The 18,607-nt window shown below is 35.9% G+C and carries 20 protein-coding genes and 1 riboswitch; of the genes, 6 read left to right on the forward strand and 14 right to left on the reverse strand.

Going from position 1 to position 18,607, the window contains the following annotated elements:
- Window positions 1-157: 157 nt before the first annotated feature.
- The 5 genes from L1275_RS08425 to L1275_RS08445 all read right to left on the reverse strand — a co-directional run bounded on the left by L1275_RS08425 (window position 158) and on the right by L1275_RS08445 (window position 3,151).
- Complete coding sequence (locus L1275_RS08425) at window positions 158-721, reverse strand: DUF1572 family protein (protein WP_253471776.1); 564 nt, start codon at window positions 719-721, stop codon at window positions 158-160.
- Entirely contained in the window at window positions 722-1,225 is a 504-nt protein-coding gene (locus L1275_RS08430) for a ClbS/DfsB family four-helix bundle protein (protein WP_253471779.1), read from the reverse strand. It abuts the gene before it with no gap.
- A 1-nt stretch (window position 1,226) separates the two neighbouring features.
- Entirely contained in the window at window positions 1,227-1,988 is a 762-nt protein-coding gene (locus L1275_RS08435; protein WP_253471781.1) for an NYN domain-containing protein, read from the reverse strand.
- 67 nt (window positions 1,989-2,055) lie between these two features.
- The gene (locus L1275_RS08440) at window positions 2,056-2,544 is read right to left on the reverse strand and encodes a MoaF N-terminal domain-containing protein (protein ID WP_253471784.1); all 489 of its coding nucleotides are present in this window, start codon (window positions 2,542-2,544) and stop codon (window positions 2,056-2,058) included.
- Between the two features lie 28 nt (window positions 2,545-2,572).
- Entirely contained in the window at window positions 2,573-3,151 is a 579-nt protein-coding gene (locus L1275_RS08445; protein ID WP_253471785.1) for a TIGR00730 family Rossman fold protein, read from the reverse strand.
- A gap of 259 nt (window positions 3,152-3,410) precedes the next feature.
- Here L1275_RS08445 and L1275_RS08450 point away from each other — a divergent pair, with 259 nt between their 5' ends.
- Complete coding sequence (locus tag L1275_RS08450; RefSeq protein ID WP_253471787.1) at window positions 3,411-5,804, forward strand: TonB-dependent receptor domain-containing protein; 2,394 nt, start codon at window positions 3,411-3,413, stop codon at window positions 5,802-5,804.
- A 66-nt stretch (window positions 5,805-5,870) separates the two neighbouring features.
- Here the strand turns inward: L1275_RS08450 and L1275_RS08455 are convergent, their stop codons facing one another.
- From L1275_RS08455 to L1275_RS08475, 5 genes are all read right to left on the reverse strand, one after another.
- The gene (locus tag L1275_RS08455; protein WP_253471788.1) at window positions 5,871-6,821 is read right to left on the reverse strand and encodes an alpha/beta hydrolase; all 951 of its coding nucleotides are present in this window, start codon (window positions 6,819-6,821) and stop codon (window positions 5,871-5,873) included.
- Window positions 6,822-6,838: 17 nt separating this feature from the next.
- Window positions 6,839-8,311: a cardiolipin synthase gene (gene cls / locus L1275_RS08460; RefSeq protein WP_253471789.1), complete on the reverse strand. Its 1,473-nt coding sequence runs from the start codon at window positions 8,309-8,311 to the stop codon at window positions 6,839-6,841.
- 63 nt (window positions 8,312-8,374) lie between these two features.
- Window positions 8,375-8,752, reverse strand: a complete 378-nt coding sequence (locus tag L1275_RS08465) for a nuclear transport factor 2 family protein (protein WP_253471790.1) — start codon at window positions 8,750-8,752, stop codon at window positions 8,375-8,377.
- Window positions 8,753-8,944: 192 nt separating this feature from the next.
- Window positions 8,945-9,541 carry a suppressor of fused domain protein gene (locus L1275_RS08470; protein ID WP_253471791.1) on the reverse strand — a complete coding sequence of 199 codons (597 nt, stop codon included), beginning with the start codon at window positions 9,539-9,541 and terminating at the stop codon, window positions 8,945-8,947.
- A 31-nt stretch (window positions 9,542-9,572) separates the two neighbouring features.
- A complete protein-coding gene (locus tag L1275_RS08475; RefSeq protein ID WP_253471792.1) occupies window positions 9,573-10,421 on the reverse strand; it encodes a S9 family peptidase in 849 nt (282 codons plus the stop codon).
- 141 nt (window positions 10,422-10,562) lie between these two features.
- Between L1275_RS08475 and pepT the strand changes: the two genes are divergently transcribed.
- Window positions 10,563-11,801 carry a peptidase T gene (gene pepT / locus L1275_RS08480; RefSeq protein WP_253471794.1) on the forward strand — a complete coding sequence of 413 codons (1,239 nt, stop codon included), beginning with the start codon at window positions 10,563-10,565 and terminating at the stop codon, window positions 11,799-11,801.
- 144 nt (window positions 11,802-11,945) lie between these two features.
- Here the strand turns inward: pepT and yajC are convergent, their stop codons facing one another.
- From yajC to nusB, 3 genes are read right to left on the reverse strand one after another with little or no spacing between them, the layout of a single operon-like run.
- A complete protein-coding gene (yajC, locus tag L1275_RS08485; protein WP_253471796.1) occupies window positions 11,946-12,230 on the reverse strand; it encodes a preprotein translocase subunit YajC in 285 nt (94 codons plus the stop codon).
- Between the two features lie 19 nt (window positions 12,231-12,249).
- Window positions 12,250-12,702 (reverse strand): DUF1573 domain-containing protein, encoded by a 453-nt coding sequence (locus L1275_RS08490; RefSeq protein ID WP_253471798.1) that lies wholly within the window; start codon window positions 12,700-12,702, stop codon window positions 12,250-12,252.
- 22 nt (window positions 12,703-12,724) lie between these two features.
- Window positions 12,725-13,666: a transcription antitermination factor NusB gene (nusB, locus tag L1275_RS08495; protein WP_253471800.1), complete on the reverse strand. Its 942-nt coding sequence runs from the start codon at window positions 13,664-13,666 to the stop codon at window positions 12,725-12,727.
- 285 nt (window positions 13,667-13,951) lie between these two features.
- Between nusB and L1275_RS08500 the strand changes: the two genes are divergently transcribed.
- From L1275_RS08500 to L1275_RS08510, 3 genes are all read left to right on the forward strand, one after another.
- A complete protein-coding gene (locus L1275_RS08500) occupies window positions 13,952-15,703 on the forward strand; it encodes an ABC transporter ATP-binding protein (RefSeq protein WP_253471802.1) in 1,752 nt (583 codons plus the stop codon).
- A gap of 73 nt (window positions 15,704-15,776) precedes the next feature.
- Window positions 15,777-16,145 (forward strand): PUR family DNA/RNA-binding protein, encoded by a 369-nt coding sequence (locus L1275_RS08505; protein ID WP_253471804.1) that lies wholly within the window; start codon window positions 15,777-15,779, stop codon window positions 16,143-16,145.
- A 63-nt stretch (window positions 16,146-16,208) separates the two neighbouring features.
- Window positions 16,209-16,268, forward strand: a riboswitch (Fluoride riboswitch).
- A 31-nt stretch (window positions 16,269-16,299) separates the two neighbouring features.
- The gene (locus L1275_RS08510) at window positions 16,300-17,604 is read left to right on the forward strand and encodes a chloride channel protein (protein WP_253471806.1); all 1,305 of its coding nucleotides are present in this window, start codon (window positions 16,300-16,302) and stop codon (window positions 17,602-17,604) included.
- Here the strand turns inward: L1275_RS08510 and L1275_RS08515 are convergent.
- Window positions 17,582-17,914: a tRNA-binding protein gene (locus L1275_RS08515; RefSeq protein ID WP_253471808.1), complete on the reverse strand. Its 333-nt coding sequence runs from the start codon at window positions 17,912-17,914 to the stop codon at window positions 17,582-17,584. The genes L1275_RS08510 and L1275_RS08515 overlap by 23 nt on opposite strands.
- Window positions 17,915-17,978: 64 nt before the next feature.
- Between L1275_RS08515 and L1275_RS08520 the strand changes: the two genes are divergently transcribed.
- Window positions 17,979-18,545 carry a thioredoxin family protein gene (locus L1275_RS08520; protein WP_253471810.1) on the forward strand — a complete coding sequence of 189 codons (567 nt, stop codon included), beginning with the start codon at window positions 17,979-17,981 and terminating at the stop codon, window positions 18,543-18,545.
- The last annotated feature ends 62 nt before the right edge of the window (window positions 18,546-18,607 follow it).

An 18,607-nucleotide genomic window follows, 5' to 3' on the forward strand; every position in this document is an offset into this window, starting at 1 on the left:
AACACATTAACTTAATTACCTATAAAAAAACAGCATTAATAATTAAAAAACTGTCTCAAAAAAATTTATATAATAAATGTAAAATGCCTTAAAAAACATAAAATCTGTAAACAGTACTTTCGTTTTTTAAGGCATTTGCTTTTTTATTCTTATGATTTTACTTTTTTAGAAAATCGTCTGTAAAGTGTTTGTCGGCATTTGGGTTTGCAGATTTTTGTTCGTTATATTGTAAAGACCTTCCTTTGGGAATAGACAAACTCTGCCAATTGGTATTCATCAGCATTTTTCCTTCAAAAACGATTTGCCCAATATGATAAGGGTAATGCGATACCTGTCTGATAATGGCATCAAATACGCTTTGTTCCTGGCTGCGGATTACTACCGTTTTTTCCAAATCGTCATCGGTCAGTGCATTTAAGCTATCCATCATACAATCCCAGCCTTGATCCCATTTCTTGATCAATTCATGACGATCATAATGCCCCTCTGCAAATTCAGCATCCCGATTTCGAAATGATTTTTCGCCATCTGACGTCAAGAAATCGGTCCATCGTGACAACATATTCCCACTGATGTGATTGATCAACATAGCGATCGAATTGCTCGTTTCGTTATAAGTCCAATTGAGTTGGTCTTGAGATAAAATCAATATGGTTTTATCTCCTAACATTCGATAGTACTCCATTTGTTTTCTAATACTATCTAATTTTGTTGTATTCATCTATGCCGATTTTAAGTGTTTCGCAATTCTGTTTTTTGCATTGTTATAAGGAGATGCCGTATTAAATTGTATCATTCTGCCCAACGTCCATTTGCCGTACCACGGTTTTTCATATAAATCGAAATTAGTGGTTTCCCCTATGTTTCGCAGTATTTCTAATACAACATTATCCAGCAGCTGTATTAATTCTTGACTGTTATACTCTTTATAGTCCAGATAAAACTTTTGTGCTAACCGACCCAATTCATTCCATTTATAGTTGGTTTCTGGAAAATCGATAAGCCCAACATTTTGGTAGTTCTTTTGCCACTTCAATACCAATTGCCCCCAACCGATTAAATACGACAGCAAATCATCCAGGCTCATCACCGTATCCTTTGCATGCCCTTCCATCACTTTAGAAGCTCTATGTAATGGTGGAACTCGATCGATTTGAATTTTCAGCAACCGATAGTTCTTCTCAATAGCGTCGATCAGTTGTTTTTTATCTTGAGGAACCGCCATATCACCCCACTCTTTTAACCAAAGGATGATTTAATCCGCCTACTTCATTTCGTATGATTTCATAACCTTTTAAGCTGCCAAACAATTGAGTCAAATTTTTAAAACCATAAGCTCTCGAGTCAAAACTAGGTTTTAATTTTCTTAAATTTATCCCCACTTGTGCGATGTAAGTTTCCACCTCCTCATTGACTGACATATCAAAAGCTCTATCGATTAATTTGATATCTGATTTTGATAGTTCCTTAATCTCAACATCTTCGGTATGACTGCTTTCTGTTTTCTTGACCGATACAACATTCGCTTCTTTAGTGTTCTTTGGTTTTCTAGGAATTAAGTTTTCACAATAGGTGAATATTTCACACGACTGTACAAAAGCATTCGGCGTTTTCTTCTCCCCAACTCCCATTACAAATATTCCCTCTTCTCGAATTCTCTTTGCCAAACCGGTGTAGTCACTATCACTTGACACGATACAAAAGCCATCAACAGCCTTATCGTGCAAAATATCCATCGCATCAATAATCAATGAACTATCGGTAGAATTCTTTCCGGTTGTATAGCTAAATTTTTGGATGGGGCTAAATGATAAATCATTTAATAAATCCTTCCAACTATTCATTTGAGGGGTGGTCCAGTCACCATAAATTCTTCTTATAGTCACTTTTCCATATTTGGAAACCTCCTCCAAAATCAATTCAAGAAGTTTCGCTTGCGCATTATCTCCATCAACTAAAATGGCAATATTATTTGTGGATTTTTCCATTATTTTTAAATTTTAATTAGTATTTCAATTAAGGAATCTTCAATTATTGTACTCCTAACCAGATGGCCTATTGCCCAAATTCAAAGATTCCCTTTACAAAGGTACTCGAACGCCCACCACTATGGCTCTTTGCATCATTAAAAGACCAGAAAGCCCTGACTGCTCCTGTTTTGGTGTCGATAACTTGACTGACTGTAAAGCCCGAATTTTCAATCCAATTTACAAAAAATTGATGTTCTGAGATTTGAACATAACTAATTCGCTCTGTGCCTTGTAATACGGCATTATTTTTATCCGTAATTTTCCAATGCATCGTATGTTCGTCGACATACTCTACCTCAGCGGTTCTATCTGGAAATACGATCTTGCCCCTACGTCCCAAAAGTTGATATTCTTCGGTGTTTTCCATTAATTTCTCTACCGTTAAATCCGCAGGAATTTGAATAGCGTCCTCTAAGTCAGTCATTTTCTTCTGATTACAAGAAGTCGTGACCGCACCTATTAACACCAGTAAAAAAAAACGCCACCCTCTGCTATCCATTCCTTTTATAACCATGTACTGCTGAATTAATTATAGCTCTATTTTAAATTTGTTCTTTTTTAATCCATTTTCCCGTCTGGGGAGCTTTGTAATTCTTCATCTTTTCCAGTAAACCAGCAATGTTATCATCTACAACAATCATATCGCGATTGACGGCTTTTAAAAAACCTTGAGCAACCATATTATCTATCAACGAAATTAAGGAATCGTAAAACCCAAAAACATTTAATAAAGCTACGGGTTTTTGATGTAATCCCAATTGTGCCCAAGTCAACATTTCAAAAAACTCTTCTAAAGTTCCATATCCACCGGATAACGCAATAACACCGTCTGACAGTGCATCCATTTTCGCTTTGCGCTCGTGCATGGTATCCACCAAAATTAATTTTGTAATCTGTGTATGCGCTATTTCCACCTGATGCAAAAAGTGGGGTAAAACACCTATGACTTCTCCCGACTGCGACAAAGCACCGTCGGCAACCTTTCCCATCAAGCCTACATTTGCTCCTCCATAAACCAAACCAATGTTGTTTCGAGCCAACGCCTGCCCTAAAGCCTCAGCGGCTTGTTCAAATTCCGGAGCATTCCCCATACTGGAACCACAAAAAACCGTATATCTCATCGTCAAATATTTATAGTACAAAGTACAATTTTTAGGCCATTTATCACAAATTAGATCGTTTTTTATGTTAAAAATCATTCTAAATAACGTCTAAACTCAAAATAAAACAAACTGTTAAAAAGCTGAATAACAAGCATCTGAATACAAAAAAGGAATCTACAGTAAAATTCAATAATTAGTTGTTGTAACAAAATCCGAGAATAACTGTCTATTACTGTAACTAAACAGAACGGAAAATTCAACCTTCAAAAAAGTAGAAATGAAACTAAAACTATGCTTACTCGTATTCTTAGGAATTCTTACAACTGGTTTTGCTCAAAACAAGCTAAAGATTTCGGGAAATATTTTGGACAAAGATCTTAAACAGGCAGTGCCATATGCCACTATTTCGGTTAAAGAGCTAAATATCGTAATCACAGGTGCGATGACTGATGACAATGGAAATTTCACCGTAATCAACTTAGCTCCCAAAACCTATAGTATCGACATACAGTTTATCGGTTATAAAACCTTGCATAGAGAAGCTGATTTATCCAAAGGTACGGATATCAATTTGGGAACACTTTATCTGCAATCTGAGGCTGTAACACTAGATGGTGTAAACATCGTAGCGGAACATTCTACCATTGAACAAAAAATTGACAGAAAGGTTATCAATGTCGGTCGAGATTTGACTACAGCTGGATCAACGGCTTCGGAAATCATGAATAACATTCCTTCGGTTAATGTTGATCAAGATGGGAAGATTTCATTAAGAGGAAACGAAAATGTTCGCGTATTAGTAGATGGAAGACCCACCAATATAGAGGCCTCTCAATTGCTTAAGCAGATTCCCTCTTCCTCGATTAAAAAGATCGAATTGATCACCAATCCAAGTGCTAAATACAACCCAGAAGGGATGTCGGGTATTATTAATATTATCCTACATAAAAATTCCAATGACGGATTTAATGGTTCCCTAAATTCCGGTGTAACCATGAAGAATGAACCACGAGGAAATACTACCTTAGACTTGAATTACAGAACGGGAAAGGTTAACTTTTTCGGGAATGGAGGAAATAACTTTGGAAAATCCTTTAGCGGTGGTGAGATGTATCGTTTTGACCAACAATCCAACCAATTAATCAGTACTTCTAATGATAATGAATCCTATCTGTACAAACTCGGTATGGATTATTATATCAATGATCACAATACGCTATCGGTATACAGCAATCAAAACAAGGTATCGGGACAAACTTTTGTACAAACACAAGTTTTCTATCCAAAAGGTATATTCGAAAACATCGATCAAAAATCAGATTATGATTCGGACAATACCAACAGCACTTACAATTTAGCCTATAAACACCTCTTTAAAAAAGAAGGTCATACCTTTGATCTTGAGGCCAATTATAGCGAGTACAAAAGTTCACAGGTTACCGACTTTAACACTTTAGAAGGAATTAAAAGAGATTTTTACACCGATAATATCGACGATAAGAACAAGATGAGTACGGTAAATATCGATTATGTAAATCCGTTGTCGGAGACAGCTACTTTAGAGTTGGGTGCAGAATCTCGTATTACTCGTTCAGAAAACGCTTATTTATCAAACAACACACGTCCAGAGACGATAAAGGATTCGAACTATAATTATGATACGGATATCTTTTCGGGTTATGTAACCTTTGGTCAAAAATTTAAAAAATTTAGTTACCAATTAGGTGCTCGTGTGGAAAGCTACCAAGTCAATGCGAAAACCAATGGCGAAAAATCGTTTAAAGATGATTATATCACCTTATATCCTTCCGCTTATTTAACGTATGCCCTTACGGACCACAACAGCTTTCAATTGAGTTACAGCCGTCGAGTAGATCGTCCGGGCTTGTTCCAAACCAAACCGATACGCGAGTTTTCTACTCCTACTGTAGTCAGTATCGGAAATCCAGAATTGAGACCTCAATTCACCAATTCTGTTGAGTTAAACTACACTAGAATGTTATCTAAGGGAACCTTAACTGCAGGGGTTTATTACAGACGTATCAACGATGAAATAAACAGAGTCGTTTATCAAGATGTAGAATCATCTAATGAAAATGCGATGATTATGTCCTACGACAATTTCGATAATAATTCAGCCTATGGGTTTGAGATTTCAGCCAATTACAGACTGACTTCTTGGTGGGATATACAACCAGCACTTGACTTTTCTTCCTTATCTCAGAAAGGTTTGATTGCGATTAAAAATGAAACGACCTCACAGTTAGATTACATTCAGCGTGAAGTCAATGCCAATGCCTTTAATGCCCGTTTAAACAGTAATTTCAAAGTAACTAATAACTTTAGATTGAATTTGTTTGGATTCTACCGCGGTCCAGTAGATGGAATTCAAATGAATAGTAAAGAGATGTATAAAATCGATGCAGGTGCACGTTACAGCATGCTAAAAAACAAATTAACCTTTAGTTTACGTGTAAACGACATTTTTGATACGATGAAATTCGCTTTTGATTCGCAATATCCCTTTCCTCAAAAAGGACAATTCTATTGGGAAAGTCAAAACGTATATTTCGGCGTAAACTATATTTTTGGAGGTTCAAAGAATAAAGCAATGCAACGTAAATATCGCGAAGACAATACCAAACAAGGTAGTGCCGGAGGGATGTTTTAATCGGTAAATTGTTTTAGTTAGTGAAAATGGTTATTCTTAGTTGAATAACCATTTTTTTTGTCCCTATTATAGTTGTTCCAACCACGTCTTGGTATTTTCGAAAACGGTATCTCTGACACTTTTCTTTGATAAAAACAAATCGTGTAATCCGTCTTTCGCAATAAAATGCGTGACATGATTACCCATTTTCACTCCAATTCGTTCAATATCTTTGACGTTTAATACCAAGTCTGCCGTTTGTGCTTTGGGTGTCCATACGTTTGTTTTTAAACTGGAGTCCGAATGCATTAACAAGATCGGCAAATCTAACTTAGTTCTATTTCGTATTGTTTGCTGCGCTTCGTGAACGGCTAAAATCCAAGCGTAAAAAGCAGGGAAAGCGCGTACGGGTTTCCACTTTTGATTAAATTCCCATTCGCCATAAAACTCCTTTAATAACGATTGCCCATATACATCACTAACCCCTCCACTGTACGAAGCATAAGCGTTAAATTGCATCATCAATTTAGCGATAAAAGGGGTGAAGAATTTTACAACATTTGACGTATTAAAATCAAAAAAAGGAGAATTTAAAATTAAACCGGTTAGCTGATTTCGCAGTGCGCCATAATGCGCATAATAACTGACAAGTAAACCACCTGTACTATGTCCCATTAAGACCAACTGGGTTTGGGGATTTTTAGCTTTTATAAAATTAATAGCGTAATCCAATTCCGGAAAATACTCTTTTAGCGATTTGCAATAATTGGGATGTTGATGGGGCAGCAGCGATCGACCATATTTTCTTAAGTCCAACGCATAGAAATCTACATCTGCCTGATTATAAGCTTCCATCACGTGTTCTTGGAAAAAATAATCCGAGAAGCCGTGTATATACAATATACTCTTGCGAACTGATTCGTGATCCAAACTATTGGATCTTGATTCCATTAAGGTTGCCAACACTTTTCCTTCATAATCTGCGGGCAGATCGTGAATGTGGTGTATCATTTTTGGGGTGCTGAAATGTAAATCCATATGGGAGTTTTAATTGCTTATAACAGTGGAGAAAACAATCGTAAAAAACTATTTTTTAGCCGTTTCCAATGATTTCTTTTAAACCATCTTTTATAATTTAGTTGAACCGCATTTTCACAATCTTGGTAAAATATTTTTCGCATTTGATCTGCAAATTCGTCGTCGTAAACAATTGCATTGACCTCGAAATTCAAATCAAAACTGCGGTGATCCAAATTACAAGTTCCTATCGAACTAACCCCAGAATCTGTCACAAAACTTTTGGCATGGATAAAACCTTTTTGATAAAAGTACAACTCTACGCCGGCTTCTAACAGTTCTTCAAAATACGATTGTGAGGCCCATTGAACCATTTTAGAATCGGAAACTTGTGGTAATAATATCTTGACTTTTTTACCACTCATCGCCGCCATAATCATTGCTTGTTGTAAGGTCTCGTCTGGAATATAATAAGGGGTTGTAAACAGTATTTCACTTTTAGCGTCATTTATCGCTTTAACCACGCTATACAAGATACTCGGCACTTGAGAATCCGGCCCTGAAGCGACGATTTGCATCGGCAACTTGCCCAATTTTTCGTGCTCTATAAGCGGAAAAAAATCGCTATTAACTCTTAAACTTTGTTTGCTGCAAAAATTCCAATCCGATAAAAAGATATGTTGCAAGGCATAGGTAGCATCGCCATAAATACGCAGGTGTGTATCGCGCCAGTATAACGAATCCTTTAACTTCTTAGTATTGTCATAACGATCCGATATATTAATCCCCCCTGTATAAGAAATAGCTCCATCAATAATCACGATCTTACGATGGTTGCGGTAATTCATTCTGTTGGCTAAAGCGATCCACGTGATTTTATTAAATGCAAAGATCTCTACACCAGCGTCTCGCAATTCAACGACTATATTTTTTCTAATCGAGCGACATCCAAAATCGTCATAAATAAAACGAACCTGAACACCTTGCTGCACTTTTTCTATTAAAACATTTTTAATCTGATTTCCAATTTCATCATTCTCATAGATATAGTACTCCAAATGTATATGATGCTGTGCACTTTTTAAATCTTCTATTAAACGCGGAAAAAACGTTTCTCCATTAAGTAAAATATCGGCTTGATTACTGATCAACAGCGGACTGTTTTCCATGTTTTTGTTCGCCAACAAACGAATCATCGATTGGTTGCTATCTACTAGGGGAAACTGTTTTTCGGAAAAAGATTTTTTAACTTTTTCCATTCGTTGTTCAAAATTTTTCAGAAAGATTTCATCGGTTGCTAATTTCTTCGAATACATCTTCCGCTTTCGATAATTGATTCCAAAAGAAAAGTAAAACAATATACCTACGACGGGTACGAGTATAATCAGAAGCAAGTATGCCAAAGTTTTCGATGTCGAATTGGAATCGTAAATCACGCGCAATGCTACAGCAAGTACGATCATGCCATAGAGTGCTTCCACCAACAAAAACCAATCTATATTAACGTTCATCTAAAAAATATTTATTCAACGTATATTACTTAGTCGAAATCTCGCTTACGATTATCATTTCGCTTACAACACACCGTTGCGATTGATCATCACTTCAGGTACGGGTTGTTGAATATCCCAATACTCCGTAATTAAATGATTTTCGAATCTAAAAATATAAACCACTATACTTCCTACGTCATCACTCGTTTTCTTAACCAACGAATGTACCATAACTAAGTCATTCTGTTCGATTAAACGCAAATTTTTAATCAGCATTTGCGGGTTTTTCCTAGACTCTTCTATCAGAAATTGTTTTAAGTCTACTTCCCCTCCTTTTAAATAAGGATTATGATGTCTAAACTGAGGGCCTACATAATTGGTGAAAGCTTTTTCAACTTCGCCTTTTGATATCAAATACAAAAACTGTTTTGCAATTTCTTTTTTTGGGGTAAATTCCATAATCATTACATTTTTATATGTTGAAATAAAATTACCATCCCAAAACAGTAACATCATGAGATGGAGTTCCCTAAATTTATAAAAAAAAGTGCTATTAGTAACACACTTTTATAGAAACAAATTGAAAAAAGAATGTTATTCCATTTTATGATTCCATAGAACTATAATACACTGATCTAATTCGCTTACTATTTAATCGATTATTGCCCGAGAAACATTAAAAGGGTCAAAGTTTGGGTGTTTTATAAGTGCCTCAGCCCCCAAAGTCTCAAACGCTAGTATTTCAGCCTCCTGTATGGGATACAAGGCTTGCAAATGGATAGAATAGCTACCATCGATATTCAAATTTTTTTCTTCTTTTTCTAAAAAAAGCGGTTCCCAAATCCAAAAGGCATTCATGTCTGATTCTTCAACAATGGGAGCGCCGAAACGAATAATTTGTCCATTTACAAATGGACATGCACCTCTCAACCTACTTACGAGATGTCCCAAAGCTTTAGCCCAGTTTTCATTTTCCGATTTAACGAGTATACACAATTCTGGTCGGCTTTGCTTCCACAAAGGATGTGTATCAAGTGATAAACCATAGGTTACCGCTGTCAGAAAACCACGCCCAGGCACATCTCTATAGATCACAACCACCACCAAATCATCGTTTTTATTTTGCTTAGTCGGAAGCCAGAATTCAGGCTCAGAACCAAAAATGGCATTTACTTTTTCGAGGAAACGCTCGAATAAGGCATCTTTTGGAGGCTTGATGGTCGGGTTTAAAAATTGAAATAGGTTCATAAGCGTTAAAATTGCAGCGGCATTGTAGCCTTTATAGTTTAGCGAGGAATGCAGTTATTCCATCGATGTATTTTTTTCCATGTGAAGTACTGGAAAGGGATTGAAATCCTTGTAAATGTCCTGCATTAAACTGGATAACTTCGCTTTTGGGATTTAAAAATTTAACACGCATACTGTCGTCGATCGTCGTCAATCCATCGCGTCTGCCCGCAAAAAACAAACACGGTATTTTTAATTGAGACAAAGCGGCGGCGTATAAACTGGCGTTAGGAGGAAGTTTGTATTCCTCTTCCTTATATTGCTTTATTATTTTCACTATTTCAAATGGGTCCATAACAAAACCCTCTGCAACCATAAAATCAACTGGATTTTTCTCTATGGCAATGGTAGCCATGATACTTCCCATTGACAAGGACCAAATACCGAGACATTCATTTTTGATCTCTTTCTTAGTCCATTGTATCATTGCAGCTAAATCGGTTGCAAATTCGTCGTAATAAAGATATTTTTCATCAATAGCAAAATCTTGACTACCACCAAAACCCCTATAATCAAATAAAACTATGGTATAGCCCGCCTTGACCAATTCAGAAGCTTGCCTGAGCCAATAGGACATATTACCCGCATCTCCATAAGCTAAAATCAACGTGATTTTATTATCCGTCTTCACATCAGGATAACAAATCCAAGATTTAAGACTCACTTGATCTGCGGTTGTTATGGTATTTTCTTTGTATTTGAATTTAAAATCTGACGGATGTTCGACATATTTTTTCTCCGGTTTTAACGCCCATGCCCCTATACTAAAAAGCAGGGTGATTACCATCAAACCAATATTTTTAAACTCCTTCATCACATCGTTTATTGTTAAGTCATTCAAAGATATATAATTTCGAGCGGATTTTCAGACACAGCGATTCGTTTCCTTACCATTCGATCAATCGCTATGTTTTTCCTACAAACTCCCAGTAAAAAACAGATAAATAATCGTATTTTTGTTTACATTAAAAAAACTATTAGTATGCAACACATTATTGATCGTTTCATTAGTTATGTTACTGTAGATACAGAATCTGATCCCAATTCAGATGCTTGCCCAAGTACAGAAAAACAGTGGGACTTAGCCAACCAATTGGTTGAAGAACTTAAAAAAATAGGTTTAGAAGAAGTTACAATTGACGAGAATGCCTATATCATGGCTACCTTGCCAAGTAATGTAGATCACGAAGTGCCTACCATTGGTTTTATCTCACATTTTGACACTTCACCAGATTTTACTGGAGCGAATGTAAAACCACAGATTGTTCCTAATTATGACGGTGGTGATATCGTATTAAACAAGGAGTTAGACATCGTATTGTCTCCAAAATATTTTAAAGATTTATTACAATATAAAGGCCAGACCATTATTACAACTGATGGGACAACCTTATTAGGAGCAGATGACAAAGCGGGAATCACTGAGATTGTAACTGCTATGGAATATTTAATTCAACATCCAGAGATCAAACACGGAAAGATCAGAATTGGATTTACGCCTGATGAAGAGATTGGACGTGGTGCACATCTATTTGACGTTGAAAAATTTGGTGCAGACTGGGCTTACACTATGGATGGAAGTCAGATTGGAGAATTGGAATATGAAAACTTTAATGCAGCAGGTGCAAAACTAACTTTCTCTGGAAAAAGCGTTCACCCGGGTTATGCAAAAGGAAAAATGATCAACTCTTTGTTGATTGCTAATAAATTCATTTCTAAATTGCCGAAGGATGAAGTTCCTCAAAAAACTTCGGGATACGAAGGTTTTTTCCATGTCAACCACATTACTGGAACCATTGAAAATACGGAGGTTCAATTGATCATCCGCGATCACAACTTAAAGAAGTTCGAGGACCGCAAAAAGACTATTGAAAAGATCGTTAAAAAAATAAACAAAAAATTTGCATCTAAATTCGGGGGACCAATTGTTGAGTGTGTTATTGAAGATCAATATTTCAACATGAAACAAAAGGTGGAACCGGAAATGCATATTGTAGATATCGCTGAAAAAGCGATGAAAGAATTAGGTATAAAACCTTTAATCAAAGCTATACGCGGTGGTACTGACGGAGCACAACTTTCCTATATGGGATTACCGTGTCCAAACATTTTTGCTGGAGGACATAACTTCCACGGTAAATATGAATATGTGCCAGTAGAAAGCATGCAAAAAGCCGTTGAAGTTATCGTTAAAATCGCGGAACTAACAGCTAAGAAATAACGCTCACCAATACGGTGATTATCCTATTTAAAAAAAGGTCGTATCTATTAAGATACGACCTTTTTTAATTCTAAACTTTGGTAGGCCACTAGGTTTCAAAAAAAAACTCCCTAAAAGGGAGTTTTTATACAGATGATCTATTTTTTATGCTTGAGTATTCAACTTTTGACTCATTTCCATTGAAATAGCAGAACGCTCCATTTTCAATTTTCCAGCCATAGTTTCTAATACGATAGAAGTTTCAGCCAATTCTGCAATTTTACCGTGAATTCCAGATTTAGTTATAATTCTATCTCCAACTTTAATCGTGTTTTCGAATTCTTTTTCCTTTTTCACTCGCTTTTGTTGTGGGCGAATCATCAAGAAATATATCACAACAAACATTAGAACGATTGGTAAAAACTGACCTAAATTCCCTAAATTTTCCATAAATAAACTTTAATAATTATTATTGTTTTGGAGCAACATTGGCCTTAACAGTCAATATCTCTTCTCCTTTTTCAGTATTTGTTGTAAGTGTTACTGTTTTTTGTTGTTGTCCTACAGCTGATGTTGTAAAAGCAACTTTTAATTTGGAAGTTTCTCCCGGTTTAATTGGAGTTTTTTGGTATTCCGGTACTGTACATCCACAAGAAGCTTGTGCATTGATGATCAATAAATCCGCTTTACCAGTATTGGTTACTTCAAATTCTGTTTCAACTCTTTCATTGTTTGCAATATTTCCAAAATCATGCATTTCTCTATCAAATTTGATTTGTGGGAAAGCATTGGTTGGAGTTGCTGTTTGCTCTACTTCCGTTTGAGCCACTGTAGACTCATCAATACGGTTAGTAGCACTGTTTTCTTTACAAGATGCTGCCAATAATACAATTGCAGCGGCTAATAATAAGGTACGTTTCATAATTACTATGCGTTTTTTTTGATTACAATAATCCTTTACCGATTTTGTTTAATTTGTTATCTGCTTGGTATGCTTTAGAAATATTATCTAAAATTCCGTTGATAAAAATACTACTTTTTGGTGTAGAATACTCTTTTGCAATCTCTAAATATTCATTAATTGTAACTTTTACGGGAATAGACGTAAATTTTAACATTTCACAGATCGCCATTCTAAGAATAATGTTGTCAATCTCTGCAATTCTATCCGAATCCCAATTCGGTGTTTTATCAACGAACTCTTTATTTAATTCCGCACTGTTTAATAAGGTCTTACGATATAATTGTCGTGCAAAGTCCTTATCATCAAAATCTTTATATAAACGTGGAACCAATATTTGCAAGTCCTCTTCGGTCAACTGTTTTAATTGTTTTTGGATCATGGTATTTACCAACGGTAAATCATCTAACCAAGTCAATTTTGTGTCTTCGAAGAAATCATATAATTTCTCATTTGGAGCAACAATCTCAGTGAAAACACGCCAAACAAAATTTCTATCTTCTTTAAAAGAAACCAAACCACTGTTCATGTATTCCTCATACAATTCACTTTGCTTGATTTCATTGATTAAAATCTGAATGTACTGATCGTTAACATGCCAATGGGCAACAGCACGATCTTCTAACGCATTCAAGACAGAAACCGATTCCGAAAGGGCTTTTAAAACTTGATTGTCTACTAATTTTCTGTTGGGATTGCGCTCTTGAGATGTAGCTAAGTGTTTTTTTTGAGAAACCGCCAAAAAGTCTTCTTCTTTTCTTTGGATTTCTATTAACGAAGTCAGCATTAACAAATATAGATCTTGAATATTTTCAATACTATTGAATAAAAATTTCTCCCCACCGTCTAATTTGTCGGAGTCATTTTGTTGCATCGAATAAAGGGTTTGCATCACTTTAATCCGAATGTGTCTTCTGTTTAACATACTACTATAAGAACTTTTTATGTATTTGAAAAATATTAGATCATTTTCTAACAGTCTGCAAAGGTAGAAAAAAAATGTATATCGGATAAGTATTTCAATATGTTTTTTATTTCATGCGAGTAAAAAGTAATTATTACTACTTAAATATAACTTTCTACATTGAGCAATACCATCTAAAAAAAGTATATTTGCTCTTTGATCCTTAAATGAGAACCTTTCTTTTATTATAAGAAAACGCTATTGGGATTATTACAACAAGTCAAATTCTAGAAATCAGCGCTATCCATGAATGAGCTTCGCCATTTGAATAAATATTTCATCAAATACAAGTACCGCTTTTTAATCGGTATTTTTATAACTATAATCGCTCAGATATTCACCTTATTTACACCTAAATTAGTTGGAGATTCAATCCGTGCCTTAGAACAACTTAAAGTCCTTAAAGCAGAAGAAGTGAGTGCTTTGCTATTGCAAAACATATTTTGGATTGTGGTAACGACGCTTATTGCAGGGTTTTTGACTTTTTTAATGCGTCAAACTTTAATCGTTATGTCGCGTCATATTGAGTTTGACTTAAAAAATGATTTATTCAAGCATTACGAAAGCCTATCTCAAAGTTTTTACAAGCGCAATAGAACCGGTGACTTGATGAACCGCATCAGTGAGGATGTCGGAAAGGTGCGCCAATACGTCGGTCCCGCAGTTATGTACTCGATCAATACCTATATTCGTTTTGCAGTAGTATTGGTTCAAATGTATTTGATATCACCACTATTAACGTTTTACTCGCTATTACCCCTACCTATTTTGGCGATTTTTATCTTCAAATTAAGTCGTCAAATCAATGAACGCAGTTCGATATTTCAACAAAATTTATCGCAGCTTTCCACATTTACCCAGGAGATGTTTTCGGGAATTCGCGTGATTAAAGCTTATGCAATTGAGAAAGAAAAACAAGCCGAATTTGAGCTTTTATCACAGGAAAGTAAAACCAAAAATCTCAGTCTATCAAAAACCAACGCTCTAATTGGCCCGCTGATGGTTTTATTAATAGGAATCAGTAATTTGGTTGTAATCTTCACTGGTGGTATGTTATACATAAACGGTAGTATTTCTGACATTGGAGTAATTGCACAATTTATTCTATACATCAATATGCTTACTTGGCCGGTCGCTTCATTAGGTTGGGTTTCCACGATGATCCAAGAAGCCAAGGCTTCACAAAAAAGAATTAATGAATTTCTTCAAGAAGAACCGGATATCCAGAACAACACTAATGAACACACTCCCATTCAAGGCCATATTACCTTTAAAAATGTCTCTTTTGTCTATGAAGATACGGGTATAGAAGCTTTGAAAAACATCAGTTTTGATCTTCCAAGAAAAAAAACCTTGGCTATTTTGGGGAAAACGGGTTCGGGAAAATCAACGATACTATCACTTATTGCCCGTTTATACGATGTGGATACGGGTCATATATACCTAGACAACAATTCGATTGAAAAACTCAATCTCGTCGATCTAAGAAAATCTATAGCTTTTGTTCCTCAAGATGCGTTTTTGTTTTCGGACACCATTAAAAACAACATCAAATTTGGTAAAGAAGATGCAACAGATGAAGAAATCATCGAAGTCGCGCAGCAAGCTGCAGTGCACGACAACATTATGCGTTTCGAAAAAGGTTACGATACCGTTTTGGGCGAACGCGGACTCACCCTATCTGGAGGACAGAAACAACGCGTTTCCATCGCTAGAGCATTGATCAAAGATGCTCCCATTTTATTGTTAGACGATTCGCTTTCTGCCGTTGATACCGAAACAGAAGAAACCATACTAAAAAACCTTGAACAACACAGTAAAGATAAAACAACCATCATTGTTACACATCGCGTATCATCAGCAAAAAATGCCGATCAAATCATTATTTTAGACGATGGAAAGATTTTGCAACAAGGTAGCCACGAAGAACTTTTAAATACTGAAGGATATTATAAAGATTTATATTATAAACAACTCACTGAAAAAGAAATAATTTAAATAGTTGGTTTTATAAGTTTTTTTTTAGACTTTTGAAAACTAGAAAACAATCAAACTAATTGATAGAAGGATTATGAGAGATAACGAAATGTTAGAAAAAGAGGAAATTTTTTCTAAAGTATTACGCGCAGGTAGAAGAACCTATTTCTTTGATGTAAGAGCGACTAAAGCTGATGATTACTACATTACCATTACTGAAAGCAAAAAATTCACTGAAGACGACGGTTCTTTCCATTTTAAAAAGCACAAAATTTATTTATACAAAGAAGACTTTGCTGCTTTTAAGGAAATCCTAAACGAAATGACCGATTACGTTTTATCACAAAAAGGAGAAGAAGTAATTTCTGAGAGACACCAAAAAGACTTTAAGAAGGAATTTCAAAATGAAGAAATAGGAGAAAGCAGTAGCAGTTTTACTGATATAGACTTTGACGATATTTAAAATATAATGCCTTAAAAAAATCTGAATAGTTCTCTATTCAGATTTTTTTTATACTTTTGTTATATATATTATGGCAATGATGTCTGCCTCGAACCGCTTTTTGCTGATGACGTCTACTAATTCTAGCTTATTTATAAGTTATTAGTACGCACGTATGATGAATTTTTCACTAAACAGCAAAGCAAAATTTCAAAACATTCTATCGGTATTCTTAGCCTTCCTACTAAAATGGGTTACTTTGGCAGTTGTTATAGGGGTATTAATCGGATCGAGTTCCGCCTTATTTTTATATTTATTAGACCGGGTTACTTCCTATCGATCCCTTCACAACAATTTGGTTTTCCTACTGCCGTTTGCCGGTTTATTTATTGGCTTGCTGTATCATTATTTTGGAAAATCAGTATCAGGCGGTAATCATTTGTTGGTACAAGAATATGGCGCTCCAAAGGCGATTATCCCCTTAAAAATGGCTCCATTAATATTAGTTGGAACCTTGATTACACATCTTTTTGGTGGATCAGCCGGTCGTGAGGGAACTGCGGTTCAAATTGGAGGATCGATAGCCGATCAATTCTCTCGTCTTTTCCATTTGGATTCCACTCACCGAAAACTGCTCATCGCCATTGGAATCAGCGCTGGTTTCGCAGCTGTTTTCGGAACTCCCTGGGCAGGGACCTTGTTTGCCATTGAAATATTAGTTGTTGGTTCACTGCGATATAAGACTTTTTTACTTTGTATGATTAGTGCCTTTGTGGCTAATTTCACTTGCGAATGGTGGTCCATACAACATACGGCATACCAAATAACTGATTTACCCAATTTTACAGCGAGCATCTTTTTTATTACAATCGGTAGCGGAGTACTATTTGGTCTTATTGCTTTAGTATTCATGAAAGGAACCTCCCAATGGAATGCTGCTTTTAAGAAATACATTTCATACCCTCCCCTACGCCCTTTTATAGGAGGACTCCTATTTTTAATCCTCTACATCTCGATCGGCGATGTCAAATACCTAGGGCTAGGCATTCCAACCATCGTAGAATCTTTTGAACACACTCAAGGATTTGAGGTATTTCTGCTAAAAATACTCTTTACATCCCTGACGCTGGGTTCAGGATTTAAAGGAGGTGAAGTAACTCCTTTATTTTTTATTGGTGCGGCTTTAGGTAGTTTTTTATCGATTTACTTTGCAGCGTCTACTTCTTTCTTAGCAGCATTGGGGTTTGTCGCGGTATTTTCTGGAGCTACAAAAACCCCTTGGGCCTCATCATTGATGGGGATAGAACTATTTGGAATTGAAAGCGGCCTGTTTTTACTATTAGCCTGCTGGTTGTCTGCCACCTTTTCCGGACCACAAAACCTTTACAACAGCCCACCGCATCCACAGTTATCCAAATTTTATAAAAAACTCTATGATTGGTGGAAAAAAAACAATCTTATCCAATCTTCCAACCGTTAGCGACTTGTTTACCCGGTTGAATCAGGATCACTTCTTTATCCATTCCAACTACTCCTAAAACCAAACATTCACTTCTAAAATCGGCGATCTGTTTTTTAGGAAAATTGACTACAGCAATAAGCTGCTTGCCCACTAACTCCTCCTTATTATATAAGGTAGTAATTTGTGCAGAACTCTTTAGAACACCAATTTCTTCACCAAAGTCAATAAACAACTTATAAGACGGGTTTCTGGCTTTCTCGAAGTCGAGTACTTCCAAAACAGTACCCACACGCATATCTATTTTTTCAAAATCTGAGAATTCAATCATATTGCAAGTATTAATAGTCAAAGATATATATTTTTAGTAATTTAGTAGCTCAATAAAAACCAAAATGGCAAAAACCGAGTCCACTATGCTTCCCCTAGGAACCACCGCTATGGATTTCTATTTAAAGGACACCAATTCAAATGATTGGGTCAGCCTATCCGATGTTCGTGGATCGAAAGGAACCTTGATTGTTTTTATATGTAATCACTGTCCTTATGTTCACCACGTTATAGATGAGATTATCATGATCGCCAATGATTACCGAGTTCAGGGTATCGGCATCGCAATGATCTCCAGTAACGATGCCAATACCTATCCACAAGACGGTCCGGAACTCATGACCGAATTCGCATTCGAACATGCATTTGGTTTCCCCTATCTTTATGATGAAACTCAATTAACTGCTAAAAATTATGATGCGGCTTGTACGCCCGATTTCTTTTTGTTTGATTCCCAGGATCTTTTAACCTACCGCGGTCAGCTCGATGATTCGAGACCGGGAAACAATATTCCCGTAAGCGGAAGTGATTTGAGAAGTGCTATAGATGGACTCCTATATAACAGAGTTATCAATACTGTTCAACGCCCGAGTATTGGGTGTAATATTAAATGGAAAAAAATTAGTAGTTAATAAAATCTTTACTACCTTTGCCCGCGAATTGCATTATTTTTTGGCTCATAATCCTTGAAAAA

Origin of the sequence: Flavobacterium sp. HSC-61S13 (assembly GCF_024171535.1) — a bacterium.
Lineage (GTDB): Bacteria > Bacteroidota > Bacteroidia > Flavobacteriales > Flavobacteriaceae > Flavobacterium.

Bases quoted from the DNA above. Each gene is read 5' to 3' on its own strand.
- L1275_RS08425 (WP_253471776.1), bottom strand. From the start codon at position 721: ATGAATACAACAAAATTAGATAGTATTAGAAAACAAATGGAGTACTAT.
- L1275_RS08510 (WP_253471806.1), top strand. From the start codon at position 16,300: ATGATGAATTTTTCACTAAACAGCAAAGCAAAATTTCAAAACATTCTA.
- pepT (WP_253471794.1), top strand. From the start codon at position 10,563: ATGCAACACATTATTGATCGTTTCATTAGTTATGTTACTGTAGATACA.
- L1275_RS08430 (WP_253471779.1), bottom strand. From the start codon at position 1,225: ATGGCGGTTCCTCAAGATAAAAAACAACTGATCGACGCTATTGAGAAG.
- L1275_RS08505 (WP_253471804.1), top strand. From the start codon at position 15,777: ATGAGAGATAACGAAATGTTAGAAAAAGAGGAAATTTTTTCTAAAGTA.
- nusB (WP_253471800.1), bottom strand. From the start codon at position 13,666: ATGTTAAACAGAAGACACATTCGGATTAAAGTGATGCAAACCCTTTAT.
- L1275_RS08455 (WP_253471788.1), bottom strand. From the start codon at position 6,821: ATGGATTTACATTTCAGCACCCCAAAAATGATACACCACATTCACGAT.
- L1275_RS08435 (WP_253471781.1), bottom strand. From the start codon at position 1,988: ATGGAAAAATCCACAAATAATATTGCCATTTTAGTTGATGGAGATAAT.
- L1275_RS08445 (WP_253471785.1), bottom strand. From the start codon at position 3,151: ATGAGATATACGGTTTTTTGTGGTTCCAGTATGGGGAATGCTCCGGAA.
- L1275_RS08515 (WP_253471808.1), bottom strand. From the start codon at position 17,914: ATGATTGAATTCTCAGATTTTGAAAAAATAGATATGCGTGTGGGTACT.
- yajC (WP_253471796.1), bottom strand. From the start codon at position 12,230: ATGGAAAATTTAGGGAATTTAGGTCAGTTTTTACCAATCGTTCTAATG.
- L1275_RS08490 (WP_253471798.1), bottom strand. From the start codon at position 12,702: ATGAAACGTACCTTATTATTAGCCGCTGCAATTGTATTATTGGCAGCA.
- L1275_RS08450 (WP_253471787.1), top strand. From the start codon at position 3,411: ATGAAACTAAAACTATGCTTACTCGTATTCTTAGGAATTCTTACAACT.
- cls (WP_253471789.1), bottom strand. From the start codon at position 8,311: ATGAACGTTAATATAGATTGGTTTTTGTTGGTGGAAGCACTCTATGGC.
- L1275_RS08465 (WP_253471790.1), bottom strand. From the start codon at position 8,752: ATGGAATTTACCCCAAAAAAAGAAATTGCAAAACAGTTTTTGTATTTG.
- L1275_RS08500 (WP_253471802.1), top strand. From the start codon at position 13,952: ATGAATGAGCTTCGCCATTTGAATAAATATTTCATCAAATACAAGTAC.
- L1275_RS08440 (WP_253471784.1), bottom strand. From the start codon at position 2,544: ATGGTTATAAAAGGAATGGATAGCAGAGGGTGGCGTTTTTTTTTACTG.
- L1275_RS08520 (WP_253471810.1), top strand. From the start codon at position 17,979: ATGGCAAAAACCGAGTCCACTATGCTTCCCCTAGGAACCACCGCTATG.
- L1275_RS08470 (WP_253471791.1), bottom strand. From the start codon at position 9,541: ATGAACCTATTTCAATTTTTAAACCCGACCATCAAGCCTCCAAAAGAT.